The sequence below is a fragment of the Streptomyces sp. DSM 118878 genome (genome assembly GCF_052936595.1).
In genome coordinates, this window is record NZ_CP193622.1 from 365,257 (window position 1) to 378,187 (window position 12,931).

Consider the following 12,931-nt stretch of genomic DNA (forward strand, 5'->3'; position numbering starts at 1 on the left):
GAACTCGTTGCTCCCGCGCCGCATGCCGCCCGTTCGCGGTGGCCCGCTCGCAGGAGTGGGAGCCACCCGGCAGGCCCGGAGGCACTGAAGCCCGGAAGCCCGGAAGCCTAGAGGCCCGGAGGGGATCCTCGCTCCCCGCGTTCCGCGGTACGGCTGAGAGGGGCGCGGCGCGGCGATGAGTCCTGGCCTGGTCGCCAGTCACTATTCTCAGCACGCCCCACGCGATCTGCCACACTCACGGAGGCCACCATGACCGCTCCCTACACCTTCGACGTCTTCTCCAGCCTCGACGGCTTCGGTTCCGCCGGTGGCGACTGGACCGGCTACTGGGGGAAGCAGGGCCCCGAGCTCCTCGACCACCGTCTCGCCCTGTACCGCGAGGAGCAGCGGATGGTGTTCGGCGCCGACACGTATCGGTTGTTCGCACAGATGCTGGCCTCCAGTACCGAGGAATCCGAGGTGCGTGACCCCTGGGTCACGCGGATGAGGAACCTGCCGGCGACGGTGGTGTCGACCACGCTGGAAGAACCCCTCGACTGGCCGGATGCGAAGGTCATGAGCGGTGATGCCGTCGACGTGGTCGCCCGCCTCAAGGCGGAATCCGAGGTACCGCTGCGCTCGCACGGCAGTCTGTCGATGAACCGGGCGCTGATGGCCGCCGGCCTGGTCGACCGTGTGCAGGTGACCCTCTTCCCCGTGATCACCGGCCGGACGGGGCTGAACCCCATCTTCCAGGGCGCGGCCGACTTCGACCTCGACCTGATCGAGCACCGTACGCTCGACGGCCACATCCAGGAACTCATCTACCGGCCCGCCTTGCACGGTTGAGTCCACCGCCGCGCGGGCGGCCTGTCTGAGGCGTCCGGCGCGCTGCCGCGTCGGGGCGCCAGGGCGGCCGTAGCGTTGCTGCCATGTGCTGGAGCGCGACGGCCGACCTCGTCGCGGGCGCGGGCATCGGAGCCGTGGGGATCGCCTCGGTGGCCTTGGCGGCCCGCCGCCCCCGCGACCTGCCGCTGGCCGCGCTGCCTCTCCTTCTCGGGGCCCACCAGATCATCGAGGCCGTGGTCTGGCACAACGACGGCGGCACCGGGCCGGCCACCCTCGCCTGGGCCGTCATCGCGCTTCCGCTGCTGGCGCTGTGGGTACCGGCGGCCGTGCTGTGCGCCGCGCCCCCGAGCGCCCGCCGTCGGCTGCTCCTCCCGCTGGCGGCGGGCGCCGCCACGGCCGCGGCGCTCGCCCATGCGCTCGTGACCCGTACCGTGACCGCCGAGATCCGTGGCCACACCGTCGGGTACTCGCTGGGGCTGCCGCAACCGGAGCTGACGATCCTCGGCTACCTCCTCGCCACCATCGGCTCCCTGCTCCTGTCCGGCGACCGTGGCCTGGTCCTGTTCGGTGTCCTGGTCGCCGTCGGGGCGGCGGTGTCCTTCGCGCTGTGGCGGCAGGAGTACATCTCGACGTGGTGCGCGTTCGCCGCTGTGTGCTCCGTGGTCCTGACGCTGTGGGCCGGAAGGCGTCGTACGCCGGCCTCCGGCCCTGAGGCATGAGCGGCAGGCACGTGCGAGGCGGTTCACCCGTGCTCGGCGGGTGCCTGTCTGCCGATGCTGATCAGCCCCGTCTCGTAGGCGGCGATGACGGCCTGGACGCGGTCGCGCAGCCGGAGCTTGGCGAGGATGCGGGAGACGTGGGTCTTGACGGTCGTCTCGGCCAGGTGCAGGCGCTCGGCCACCTCGGCGTTGCTCAGCCCGCGGGCCACCAGGCCGAGGACTTCGAGCTCGCGCGGGGTCAGCGAGGCGAGGTCGCGGTGGACGGCGGTGGTGTGGTCGTCCTGCCGCGTGAAGCGCTCCACCAGGCGGCGCGTGACGGCCGGTGCGAGCAGGGCGTCGCCGGAGCGGACCGCGCGGACGGCGGAGATCAGTTGCTCGGGAGTGACGTCCTTGAGGAGAAAGCCGCTGGCCCCGGCCGACAGCGCCGCGTAGACGTACTGGTCGAGGTCGAAGGTGGTCAGGATGATGACTCGCGGGCCGTCCGCACCACCAGCATCCGCACCACCAGCGCCCGCACCACCAGCATCCGCACCACCCATGTCCCCACTACCGGTGCCCCCACTACCGCTGCCCGCACGACCGGTACCCGCATCGCCGGCGCCCCCCTCACCGACGCCCGTACGGCCCGTCAAAATGCGGCGCGTCGCCTCCAAACCGTCCATCTCCGGCATCCGGACGTCCATCAGGACCACGTCGGGCCGGGTCCGGCGCACCGCGGCGACGGCTTCGGCGCCGTTGACGGCCTCGGCGACCACCTCGATGCCGTCGGAGCGGAGGATCATGCGGAAGCCGGTACGGACGAGGGTCTGGTCGTCGGCGAGTACCACGCGCAGCGGCGGTTTGGTCACGGTGTCTCCAGGGGGATGAGTGCCTCGACACGGTAGCCGCCGGTGAGGCGGCGGCCGGTGTGCAGGGTTCCGTCGTAGACGGCGAGGCGCTCGCGCAGGCCGAGCAGTCCACGGCCGTTCCCGGTGGCCGCGCCGGGGCCGGGAGGGCCGCCGGTGTCGGAGACTTCCACGCGGAGCCGGTCGGGGGCGTACTCGACGCAGACGGTGGCCTGGGCTCCTGAGGCGTGTTTGACGGTGTTGGTCAGTGCTTCCTGCACGACGCGGTAGGCGGTGAGACCGATGCCGGACGGCATGGGACGTGTGGTTCCGCTGACCTTGAGGTCGACCGGCAGGCCGGTGTCCCTGACCCGGCCTATGAGGGTGTCGAGCTGGTCAAGTCCCGGCTGCGGGGCCAGGTTCTCGGCGTGCGTCGCATCCTGGCTTCCGCCGTCCATGGTGAGCAGGCCCATGACGTGGCGCAGCTCGGTCATGGCGGCCCGGCCGCTCGCCTCGACGGCCAGCAGGGCCTCGTCGGCCTCGTCGGGGACGGCTCGCATGACTCTGCGGGCGGCACCGGCTTGGATGACCATGACGCTGACGTTGTGGGTGACGACGTCGTGCAGTTCGCGGGCGATTCTCGCGCGTTCCTCCGCGACGGCGCGATGGAGCGCCTCGGCCTGCTCGCGTTCGACCGCGGCCAGCCGGGTGCGGCCCTCGTCCGTGCGCACCCGCCAGGTGCGCAGGCCGTTGGCGGCCATCGCCAGCGGGCCGAGGATCCACAGCGCCACGTACTCGTTCGGGACGATGCCCGGTTCGGACGGGTAGACACGGGTGGTCGAGGTGCCCGACGCGAAGACCAGGAGGACGGCCGTCGGCACGGCCGTCAGGGCGGGAATCCGGTAGGGGCTGTAGGCCGCGGCGCTGTAGACGGCGACGACGAGCGGATAGAACGTCAGCCGCTGGACGTCGTGCGGGGTCACCAGCGCCGCGCACGTCACGACGCACAGGACGGCGAGGGGGTAGCGGCGGCGCAGTACCAGGGCACCCGATGTGGTGAGCGCGAGGGCGCCCAGGGCGATCCGCGCGTCCGTTCCCGAGGGGCCGACCGCCCTGCCCACGCCGGGCAGGACCTCGCGTATCTGGCCGTCCGCGACGTCGATGGCGTAGTACACGGTGGCGATGGCGAAGGCCGCCGCCACCAGCAGGTCGAAGTGCCGGCCGCGCCGGGTGGGGCGAGGTGCGGGACCGGTCGGGCGCAGCGTGCGCCGGGCCACCTCCGCCAGCCGGTCCTTCAAGGCAGTCTCCCCCAGCCGGTCCGTCAAGGCCGCCTTCCTCAGCCGGTCCTTCAGTGCCCTCTCGTTAGTCACCGGCACATTCTCACCGCCGCGTCGTCCGTGTGGCATCCGTCTCGGTGATCAGTTCCGCGACGCCGTGTACTTCAGCCGCCTACTTCTCAGGGATGACCCCGGCGCGCTGTCGTTCCGCCGGATGACCACAAAGGGCTCGGGCGAAGGACGTGGCCGGAAGTGGAGCCCGCCTAGCGTCCAGTACGCCGGATGCCTGGACCCCAGGCCTCAAGGCCCCAAGGACCCAAGAACCCAAGGAGCCCTCATGACCGAGCCGTTGATCGACCTGCGTGACGTGAGCCGCAGATATGACGACGGGCCGCCCGCGCTGCGCGACGCGTCGCTGACCGTGTGGCCCGGCGAGGCGGTCGCGGTCCTCGGGCCGTCCGGCAGCGGGAAGTCCACGCTGCTGAACCTGATCGCGGGCCTGGACCGGCCGGACACCGGGACCGTCACCGTGGCCGGTGTACGGGTCGACCGGCTGGCCGAGGCCGCGGCGGCCCGCTACCGGCGGTCCCGGATCGGGATGGTCTTCCAGTTCTTCAACCTGCTCGACGACCTGACCGTCGCGGACAACGTCGCGCTTCCCGCACTGCTGGCCGGTGCGCCCCGCGGCGAAGCCCATTGCCGGGCGGCGGAACTCCTCGAAACGCTGGGCGTCGACCGGCACGCACGCGCCTACCCGGGACGGCTGTCCGGCGGTGAACGTCAACGCGTCGCGTTGGCACGGGCGTTGATGAACCGTCCGCCGCTGGTCCTGGCCGACGAGCCCACCGGTGCGCTGGACACGGCCGCGGGCGACGACGTCAGCCGCCTGTTCAGGGACCTCAACGGCGAGGGCCAGACCCTGGTCGTGGTCACTCACGATCTCGCGCTGGCCCGCTCCTGCACCGACCGTACGGTGCGGATCGTCGACGGCAGGATCGCCGAGGACATCAGCGCGGAGATGGCGCGTTGAGCGCGCTGGGCCGGGTGGTGCGCTCAGGGGTGGGGCGGCGCCGGGTGCAGACACTCGTGATCGGTCTGACCGCGATGATGGCGGTCGCGGCGTCCGTCCTGGGAGGCTCGCTGCTGGTGGTCTCCGGGGCGCCGTTCGACGACGCCTTCGCCCGGCAGCACGGCGCGCACCTGTCCGTCGAGTACGACGCGGCCCGCACCACCGCCGAGCGGGCGAGGGCGACCGGGCGCGTCGAGGGGGTGACCGCGGCGGCGGGTCCGTTCCGTGCGGTGTCGGTCACCCCGCACGTCGAGAAGGCCGGGGACGCCTGGCCGATGACGGTCGTCGGCCGCGGCGACCGCGACGGAGGGGTCGACGACCTGGCTCTGACCGCTGGGCGCTGGGCCACTCGCCCCGGTGAGGTCGTGCTCAACGCGGACGCCCCGATGTTCCCCACCCTCGGTCTCGAACTCACCTTCCCCGACCTGCCCGGCACCCCCGCCCTGAAGGTGGTCGGCGCGGCCCGCTCGGTCACCCGGAGCGCCGACGCCTGGGTGACCCCGGCCCAGATCGGCGAACTCACCACACCCGAACGCCCCGGCGGCCACCAGATGCTCTACCGCCTCGCCTCCGCCGGCACCACCGCCCAGGTCTCCGCGGGCCGCGAGGCCGTGACAGCGGGGAGCGAAGCGGTGACGGGCACGCAGTCCTGGCTCACCGTCAGGGCGTCCGCCGAGCGTGACACCGCGGTGTACGTGCCCTTCCTCCTGGCATTCGGCGTCCTGGGCCTGGTCATGTCGGTGCTCATCGTCGGCAACGTGGTCGCCGGCACGGTGGGAGCGGGGCTGCGCCGGATCGGCGTCCTGAAGGCCGTCGGCTTCACCCCGGCGCAGGTCGTGCGGGCCTACGTGGGCCAGGCGCTGATCCCGGCGGCGGCCGGCACGGCACTCGGCCTCATCGCGGGCCACCTGCTCGCCGTGCCGGTGATGTCGGAGACCGCCGATGTCTACGGCACCACTTCCCTCGCCGTCGCCCCCTGGGTCGACGCGGCCGTGGCCGCCGGTGTGCTCGGACTGGTCGCGCTGACCGCGTGGGCGAGCGCCTGGCGGGCCGGCCGGCTGCGCACCGTCGACGCGATCGCCGTGGGGCGCCCGTCGGGGACAGGCCGCGGCCGGTGGGCGGCGCGCCTGGCCGGGCGGTTGCCGCTGCCTCGGCCGCTCGCCCTGGGACTGACCCGTCCCTTCGCACGCCCGGCCCGGGCGCTGGGCATGGGGACGGCGGTGCTGTTCGGTGCCGCCGCCGTCACCTTCACCGTGGGCATGGGGGCCTCGCTCAACGAGGTGACGAAGGCCAAGGCCCATGACGCCGCCGACGTCACTGTCGCCGCGCCTCTGCCGGAGCCCGGCCCCCACGGTCCGTTCGCCGCCGATCGGCCTGAGCCCGACCGGTCCGCGGTCGCCGCCGTGATCCGGGCCCAGCCCGCGACCCGTGCCTTCTACAGCACCGCGTCGGCCCGGGCCACCGTGCCCGGGGTGGCCGGTACCACCTCGGTGGTCGCCTTCACCGGCGACGCTTCCTGGGGCGGTTACACCATGGTCTCCGGCCGCTGGATCGCCGAGCCGGGAGAGGGGGTGGTCCCCACCGGCTTCCTCGCCGCCACCGGGAAACGTCTCGGGGACGACGTCACCCTGGCAGGCATGGGCAAGACGGTCACGGTACGGATCGTCGGCGAGGTTCTCGACCCCCGCTACGACGGCATGCAGGTGTTCACCGACGCCGCGACGCTCGCGCCCGCGCACCCGAAGCTGACGGACACCACGTGGCACCTCGCGGTGAAGTCCGGTACCGAGGTGGCCGGTTACACCGACGCGCTGAACAAGGGCATGGAACCGCTGGGCGTCACTGCCCGGGCCGGCGGGGCCGACGGCGGCAGCGACATGGTCGCCACCCTCAACACCCTGTCCGCGCTGCTGACACTGATGCTCGTCGCCGTCGCGGCGCTGGGTGTGCTCAACGCGGTCCTGCTCGACACCCGCGAGCGCGTACGGGAACTCGGCGTCCACAAGGCCCTGGGCATGACCCCGCGGCAGGTGATCGCGATGGTCGTCACCTCCGTCGTCGTGACGGGGCTGGCCGGCGGGGCCCTGGGCGTTCCGCTCGGCGTCACCCTGCACGGCTGGGTCATGCCCGCCATGGGGCACAGCGCCGGCCTCGACTTCCCCGACTCCGTACTCGCCGTCTACGAGGCCCCCGAACTGGCCTCGCTGGTCCTGGCCGGCCTGGTCATCGCCGTCCTGGGCGCGCTGCTGCCCGCGAGCTGGACCGCCAGGGTGCGGACCGCCACCGCCTTGCGGACCGAGTAGGGCGTCGCCGAGGACCTCGACGACAGCGGGCGCGCTACGACGCACCGTACTTCTCCGTCAGAGGAACGGCGTGCCCGGATCCATTCCGGACAGGACCCGGCCGTACAGCTCCATGTTGGTCGCCGGATTGACGAAGGAGTGCAGGTTGAGCGCGTGGAGGTCGCGCACCGCCCGTTGCATGGGCACCTCGCGGCGCAGTGAGGAGGCCCCGGAGGCGGAGGCGAGCAGGTCGACGGCCTCCTTGCACAGCCGTGCCACATAACCGTTCTGTGCCCGGATCTTGGCGCGCTCCTCCTGCGTGAACGGCTTCCCGGCCTCGATGCGCGCGACGAACTCGCGCGTCAGCAGCCCGGCGCAGGAGATCTTCATGGCGGCTTCCGCGGATTGCAGATGGGTGACCGTGGCCTCGTGCTGCCGCCGGTACGAGGTGTAGGTGATGCCCCGGTGGTGGATGCGTTCGGTGAACTCGGCCAGGGCCGCCCGTGCCACGCCGAGCGCGCCGGGCGCCGTCCAGGCGCAGAACATCAGCAGGAGGGGCATTCGGTAGAAGGGGTCGTCGGCGTTCGCCTCGGAGGGGAACTCGTCGGCCAGCAGGGGGCCGACGGGCAGAACCCGGTGGGCGGGCACGAAGACGTCGCGGGCGATGACGCTGTTGCTGCCGCTGCCGGCGAGCCCCGAGACGTACCAGTCGTCGAGGATCTCCAGGTCCGACATGGGCATGGCCGTCCACAGCACCTCGGGCGGCCCGTCGCCGGACTCCACCCGGACCGTCAGGAGGTGCCAGTCGGCGTGCCGGCAGCCGGTGGCGAAGGGTGAGGTGCCGTTGACGAGATAGCCGCCGTCCGTCGCGACCGCCGTCGCGTCCGGGATGAGCGTGCCGCCGACCCGTACGTCGGGGCTCGTGAAGATCTCGTCCTGTGCCTCGTCGGGGAAGAGTGCCGCGATGAAGGCGCAACCGGCCTGGATCAGGGCCGCGAAGCCGGTCGACCCGCAGGCGCCGGACACCTCGGCCAGCGCGTCGACCTGGATGTGCGGAGGTGTCTGGTAACCGCCGTACCGCCGGGGGACGTTCATCCGGTAGACGCCGACCTGGGTCAGGGCCTCGATGACCTCGTCCGTCACCCTCCGCTGCTGCTCGATCCGCAGTGCGTGGTCGCTGATCAGCGGACGGATCGCGCGTACGCGTGCGATGAGATCCGCGTCGGACCGGGGAGCGGATGTCATGGAGGGCCTCCGTAACTGATGGGCCATCATGTACGGAGGTACACCGTGGCCCGACGGGTGGCGCGACGTCAATGCCGCGGCGCACGCCACCCGTGCCGCGCCTGCCGCGCCCGTCAACTCACCTCGGCCCCGGGGCCCCTGTGCAGGACGGCGAACAGCCCACGGGTCCGGGTCTCGTCCGGCATGCGCCAGGGGCCCGCGATGTGGCCGGTGGCTTCCCGCGGCGGGACCACGGGGCCGCCCTGGGTGGGCCGCAGGGCTCGGTGCAAGCGGAGGACCGCGCCGTGCGGGGCAGTCAGCGCGGTGCCCTCCTGGTCGTCGGTGGCAGTGGTGGTGAAGGCCTCGGAGACCGGGCCTTCACCGGTGTAGGAGCAGGTGATCTCCCGGTCGGGGGTGTCAGTGGTGTTCTGGTCCTGGGCCTGGACCCGGCCCTCGACCAGGGCGAGCAACTGGGCGACAAGCACCGGGTCGTGGCAACCGTCGTAGACCCAGCGGCGTCCCAGCACCCCGTGCTCCATGGTGCCGACGAGGGCGTGCTCCGCCCCGTCCAGCGGGGCACCGCGGTAGGTGAGCGGCACCAGGTAGGCGGTCGGGTGAGGGCCGGAGGCGTCGGTGACCACGATGAACTCGATGCCCACCTCACCCTGCGGGTCGTCCAGCCGGAAACCGCCGGACTTGGCCAGCTCCGGTCCGCCCGCACCGCCGCGGTACCACGGGCGGGAGGGGAGCCAGGAGGTGAGCAGTTCCAGTTTGGTCGGTCGGACAGTCGTGTGGTGGATGACGGCCATGCCGAAGGATCTCCTCCGTCGAGTGAAAGCGGACCCGCATACCTTCCCACCGCCCCGGCCGGCCCCGGACCGACAGCGTGCCGGTCAGGGCTCGATGAGGCCGGCCCGGATGGCGTAGCGGGTCAGTTCCAGGCGGTCGCGCAGGCCGAGTTTGTGCAGCAGGTTGGCGCGGTGGCGGTGCACGGTCTTGATGCTGATGAAGAGGATCTCGGCGATGTCCTTGGAGGAGTGCCCCTCGGCGACGAGTTTGAGGACCTCCTCCTCGCGCGGAGTGAGGAGCTGGTCGGCGTTCTCCTCGCCGTGCCGGACCCGCTCCAGGTAGCTGCGGATCAGGGCGGTGACCGCGCCGGGGTAGAGGAACGGCTCGTTGCGCATCGCGGCGCGGCAGGCGGCGACCAGGTCACGGTCGGCGACCGACTTCAGCACGTATCCGCAGGCGCCGGCCTTGAGCGCCTGGAACAGGTACTGCTCGTTGTCGTGCATGGTCAGCATCAGGATGCGCAGGCCGGGCTTGAGCGCGGCCAGTTCGCGGGTGGCCTGCAAGCCGGTCAGGCGTGGCATGGCGATGTCCATGACGGCCAGGTCGATGTCATGGCCGCGGGCCGCCTCGATGGCCTCGGCACCGTCCCCGGCCTCGGCGACGACCTGGAGGTCCGGCTCCCGGTCGAGGATCAGGCGGACCCCACGGCGTACGAGGGCGTGGTCGTCGGTGAGCAGGATACGGATCGGCCGCACGGGGCCGGCGGAGGACGCCGACACCCCGCCGGGTTCGGGAGGTTCAAAGGGCTGGGCCGGGTCGGTCATGGGCAGGGCTTCCTGAGAGGCGGGACGGTACTTCCCGGAAGTGGCGTGACACTTCCGCGGATCTCGGTGGTGCTGCCCGGGATCGAGGGCGTGCCGCCCGGGACCGGAGTCGTGAGCCGGACCCGGGTGCCGGAGCCCGGCTCGGACGTGAGGTCCAGCGTGGCGTCGGCCAGCAGCGCCCGTTCGCGCATGCCGCGGATGCCGGCGCCCTCGCACGCGGCCTCGATGCCGCGGCCGTCGTCGGCGATCTCCAGCTCCACCGCGGCCCCGACACGGCGCAGGCTCACCTCGACGCGGCTCGCGTCGGCGTGCCGGGCGGCGTTCGTCAGGCTCTCCTGCGCCACCCGGTAGAGCACCAGCTCGGTCTCCGGGGCCAGGGCGGGCGGGTCGGTCTCGAAGCGGCGCACCACGCGAAGCCCCGTATGGGTGGCGAAGTCCTGGGTGAGCGAGGTCAGCGCGCTGATGAGCCCGAGGTCGTCCAGGACACCGGGGCGCAGGCGGCGTACCAGGCGGCGGACTTCGTCCAGGCTGTCCCGGGTGATCTCCTGCGCCTGGTGCAGTTCCCCGCGCAGCGGCTCGTGCGCGTCGTCCGCGGCCCGCTTGAGGACCAGCAGGATCGCGGTCATGCTCTGCCCGACCTCGTCGTGCAGTTCCTGGGCTATGCGGCGCCGTTCGGCCTCCTGGGCGAGCAGCGCCCGCGCGCTGGAGGTGGCCCGCTCGTGCTCCAGCCGGTCGAGCATGGAGTTGAACGTGCGGATCAGCTCGGTCACCTCGGCGCCGCCACCGGCGCCGGGCACGGGCAGCCGCTGCCCGGGACGCAGCAGGTCTACGGTGGTCATCAGCTTCGTCAGCCGGCCCAGCGGCGCCAGGCCCCAGCGCAGCAGGGCGGCGTTGGCGACCAGCATGACGGCGAGGCCGCCCACCAGGATGAACGCCTCGGTCAGCAGCACCGGTACGGAGACGGTCACCGGTGCCCACAACAGCAGCGCCGTCGCGGCGCCGAGGACCAGCGCGTTGAGCCCGAAGATCCGCCCGAACAGCGACACCGGTTCAGCTCCTCTGTCGAGCGCATCGTGGAGCGGCAGGCCGCACCCTTTGATTCCTACCTCTGCATGCCCGTCCTGCCTTGCAGGATGGGCGTGGTCGAGGGGACGTGGCCACCATATCCGAGGCGTTGGGAGTCCGTGATGGGTCACGTATGGGTATCGCGACCCCCCGTGAATGGGGCCTGCGCCCGATGGGTTTCCGCCGCGCCGAGGAGCAGAGTCGAAGGCGACCAGGCCGCCCGGAACGGCCGGCGCCCACGGCTGTCCGCCGACCGTGCGCCCCGTTCGGGCGGCTATTGCTGCGCCCAGTGAGGATTCCCGCCGTGACTCTCGACACCTCCCACACCGGTCCCCGTCCCGGACGGCTGACCGCCCACGACGCGCGCCAGCGCCTCGAACACGCCCGCAACAGCCGGGTGGCCCAGTTGCAGGCCCTCGGCGAGACCGGCCAGAGCGCGGAGGACCACCTGATGTCCGCGCAGACGGAAGCGATCAGCCGGGTCCTCAAAGAGATCGACGAGGCGTTCGCCCGCATCGAGGACGGCTCCTACGGCACCTGCCTGGGCTGCTCCAAGCCCGTCCCTGCCGAACGGCTGGAGATCCTGCCGTACACCAAGTACTGCGTCGCCTGCCAGCGCCGGGCCGCCGCCTGACGCGTCTGCACGCCTGCACGCCTGGCACGCCCGGCGGCCAATCGTCCGCCTTCGTTTCCCGCCCTGTATGAGGGGTGAAGTGGTGAACCATCAGACCATCGGCGACCGCGCCGAACACCTGCCGCCCGAACACCTGCCGCCCGAGGACCTCGCCGCGCTGCGGGAGAACCTGCACGAACAGCGGCTCTTCCGCAGGGAACAACTGCGGAAGATCGACGCGGGCCCCCGCGCCGACGACCACCGGTGCTCCGTGGCGCGGGCCGAGGTGCAGGACAAGCTCGCCGCCTCCGCGCGCATGGTCCTCGCCGACGTCGAAGCGGCGCTGCGGCGCATCGACGAGGGCGGCTACGGCATCTGCCACCTGTGCCGGCGCCCCGTGGAGCGCGAACGCCTGATGATCGTGCCGCAGGCCCGCTACTGCGGACGGTGCCAGCACGTACGGGAGGCGCGGCGATGAGTGCCGTCCGCCGGGCCCGGCCCGCCTTCCTGGCCAGGCACCGGCCCTGGCCGCTGTGCCGGCAGTGCTGCGGCCTCGCCCTCGACATGGGCAGCGCCCGCACCCGCGCCTGGATCGGCGGCCGCAAGGCGATCCTCGACGTGCCCACGATCACCTTCCCCGGGGCCGGCGCGGCGTACCCGATCCAGCGCGGCGCGATCGTGGACGTACCCGGGACAGCCCGGATGCTCGACCGGCTGCTCCGCCACCGTCTGCCCCGCCTCACCCGGCCCCTGGTGGTCGTCACCACGCCCGTCCTCGACGGCCCGCTCTTCCGCGAACGGGCCCGCGCCGCCGTGCAGGTGCTGCGCCCGCGCGCGGTGATCACCGTGCCCGCCGCACGGGCGATCGCGCTGGCGGCGGAGGCCGACCTCGACCGGCCGCTGCTCGTGGTGGACATCGGCGCCCACCTCACCGAAGTCGTCCTGCTGGTCGACGGCACCGTCTTCGACGCCCGCCGCACCGCTCTGGGCACCACCGACCTGGCCGGTGCCCACGCCTCGGCCGAGATCGGCGAAGCCGTCACCACCATGATCACGTCGATGCTCCGCCAGGACCGCACGGCGGTCACCGCCGACGCGCTGAGCCGGGGCGCCCTGCTGGCCGGCGGCGGCGCCCTGCGACCCGATCTCGCCCGTCGGCTCATCACCGGTCTCCAGGCACCCCTGCGGGCCGTTGCCGCGCCGCACACCGCCGCCATCCGCGGCGCCGCCAAGATCCTGCGGGCCGCGCACGGCCACCCCTCGGCCCGCACCACGTCCCCGCCCGGGTCCGGCCCGCTGTTCCTCTGAGCCCGTCCCCACGGCCACGGGCCGGTGCCGCTCCACCGGCCCGTGGCCCCCGTACGCGGTTACGCGGTCCTCGGCCCCCGCCTGCCTCCCCGCGCCCCGCCACCGGAAG

At 72.6% G+C, this 12,931-nt stretch carries 13 protein-coding genes; 7 read left to right on the forward strand and 6 right to left on the reverse strand.

Translation table 11 applies throughout. The annotated features are described in order from the left end of the window. Window positions 1-249 precede the first annotated feature (249 nt). Window positions 250-828, forward strand: a complete 579-nt coding sequence (locus ACRAKF_RS01500) for a dihydrofolate reductase family protein (protein ID WP_447034845.1) — start codon at window positions 250-252, stop codon at window positions 826-828. 83 nt (window positions 829-911) lie between these two features. Beyond that, window positions 912-1,547, forward strand: coding sequence for a DUF6629 family protein (locus ACRAKF_RS01505; protein ID WP_447034846.1), 636 nt, complete (start codon window positions 912-914; stop codon window positions 1,545-1,547). Window positions 1,548-1,570: 23 nt separating this feature from the next. Here the strand turns inward: ACRAKF_RS01505 and ACRAKF_RS01510 are convergent, their stop codons facing one another. Both ACRAKF_RS01510 and ACRAKF_RS01515 read right to left on the reverse strand, forming a co-directional pair. Beyond that, window positions 1,571-2,395: a response regulator gene (locus ACRAKF_RS01510; RefSeq protein ID WP_447034847.1), complete on the reverse strand. Its 825-nt coding sequence runs from the start codon at window positions 2,393-2,395 to the stop codon at window positions 1,571-1,573. Then, complete coding sequence (locus ACRAKF_RS01515) at window positions 2,392-3,696, reverse strand: sensor histidine kinase (protein ID WP_447041746.1); 1,305 nt, start codon at window positions 3,694-3,696, stop codon at window positions 2,392-2,394. The genes ACRAKF_RS01510 and ACRAKF_RS01515 overlap by 4 nt, the downstream gene beginning before the upstream one ends. 289 nt (window positions 3,697-3,985) lie before the next feature. Here ACRAKF_RS01515 and ACRAKF_RS01520 point away from each other — a divergent pair, with 289 nt between their 5' ends. Next, complete coding sequence (locus tag ACRAKF_RS01520) at window positions 3,986-4,678, forward strand: ABC transporter ATP-binding protein (protein WP_447034848.1); 693 nt, start codon at window positions 3,986-3,988, stop codon at window positions 4,676-4,678. Further along, window positions 4,675-7,020, forward strand: a complete 2,346-nt coding sequence (locus tag ACRAKF_RS01525) for an ABC transporter permease (protein ID WP_447034849.1) — start codon at window positions 4,675-4,677, stop codon at window positions 7,018-7,020. Before ACRAKF_RS01520 ends, ACRAKF_RS01525 begins: the two co-directional genes overlap by 4 nt. A 57-nt stretch (window positions 7,021-7,077) precedes the next feature. On the opposite strand, the gene ACRAKF_RS01530 is transcribed toward ACRAKF_RS01525, so the two are convergent. From ACRAKF_RS01530 to ACRAKF_RS01545, 4 genes are all read right to left on the reverse strand, one after another. Further along, complete coding sequence (locus ACRAKF_RS01530; RefSeq protein ID WP_447034850.1) at window positions 7,078-8,244, reverse strand: acyl-CoA dehydrogenase family protein; 1,167 nt, start codon at window positions 8,242-8,244, stop codon at window positions 7,078-7,080. Window positions 8,245-8,357: 113 nt separating this feature from the next. After that, entirely contained in the window at window positions 8,358-9,032 is a 675-nt protein-coding gene (locus tag ACRAKF_RS01535) for a maltokinase N-terminal cap-like domain-containing protein (protein WP_447034851.1), read from the reverse strand. Window positions 9,033-9,116: 84 nt separating this feature from the next. After that, entirely contained in the window at window positions 9,117-9,836 is a 720-nt protein-coding gene (locus ACRAKF_RS01540; RefSeq protein WP_447034852.1) for a response regulator, read from the reverse strand. After that, on the reverse strand, window positions 9,833-10,882 hold the full coding sequence (locus ACRAKF_RS01545) for a HAMP domain-containing sensor histidine kinase (protein WP_447034853.1): 1,050 nt from the start codon (window positions 10,880-10,882) through the stop codon (window positions 9,833-9,835). Before ACRAKF_RS01545 ends, ACRAKF_RS01540 begins: the two co-directional genes overlap by 4 nt. Window positions 10,883-11,205: 323 nt before the next feature. On the opposite strand from ACRAKF_RS01545, the gene ACRAKF_RS01550 reads away from it, so the two are divergent. The 3 genes from ACRAKF_RS01550 (at window position 11,206) to ACRAKF_RS01560 (ending at window position 12,822) form a co-directional block, all read left to right on the forward strand. Continuing rightward, entirely contained in the window at window positions 11,206-11,535 is a 330-nt protein-coding gene (locus tag ACRAKF_RS01550; protein WP_447034854.1) for a TraR/DksA family transcriptional regulator, read from the forward strand. Between the two features lie 79 nt (window positions 11,536-11,614). Next, entirely contained in the window at window positions 11,615-11,992 is a 378-nt protein-coding gene (locus ACRAKF_RS01555) for a TraR/DksA family transcriptional regulator (RefSeq protein WP_447034855.1), read from the forward strand. Beyond that, the gene (locus ACRAKF_RS01560) at window positions 11,989-12,822 is read left to right on the forward strand and encodes a rod shape-determining protein (protein WP_447034856.1); all 834 of its coding nucleotides are present in this window, start codon (window positions 11,989-11,991) and stop codon (window positions 12,820-12,822) included. The genes ACRAKF_RS01555 and ACRAKF_RS01560 overlap by 4 nt, the downstream gene beginning before the upstream one ends. The last annotated feature ends 109 nt before the right edge of the window (window positions 12,823-12,931 follow it).

Bases quoted from the DNA above. Each gene is read 5' to 3' on its own strand.
- ACRAKF_RS01500 (WP_447034845.1), top strand. From the start codon at position 250: ATGACCGCTCCCTACACCTTCGACGTCTTCTCCAGCCTCGACGGCTTC.
- ACRAKF_RS01520 (WP_447034848.1), top strand. From the start codon at position 3,986: ATGACCGAGCCGTTGATCGACCTGCGTGACGTGAGCCGCAGATATGAC.
- ACRAKF_RS01530 (WP_447034850.1), bottom strand. From the start codon at position 8,244: ATGACATCCGCTCCCCGGTCCGACGCGGATCTCATCGCACGCGTACGC.
- ACRAKF_RS01505 (WP_447034846.1), top strand. From the start codon at position 912: ATGTGCTGGAGCGCGACGGCCGACCTCGTCGCGGGCGCGGGCATCGGA.
- ACRAKF_RS01560 (WP_447034856.1), top strand. From the start codon at position 11,989: ATGAGTGCCGTCCGCCGGGCCCGGCCCGCCTTCCTGGCCAGGCACCGG.
- ACRAKF_RS01540 (WP_447034852.1), bottom strand. From the start codon at position 9,836: ATGACCGACCCGGCCCAGCCCTTTGAACCTCCCGAACCCGGCGGGGTG.
- ACRAKF_RS01535 (WP_447034851.1), bottom strand. From the start codon at position 9,032: ATGGCCGTCATCCACCACACGACTGTCCGACCGACCAAACTGGAACTG.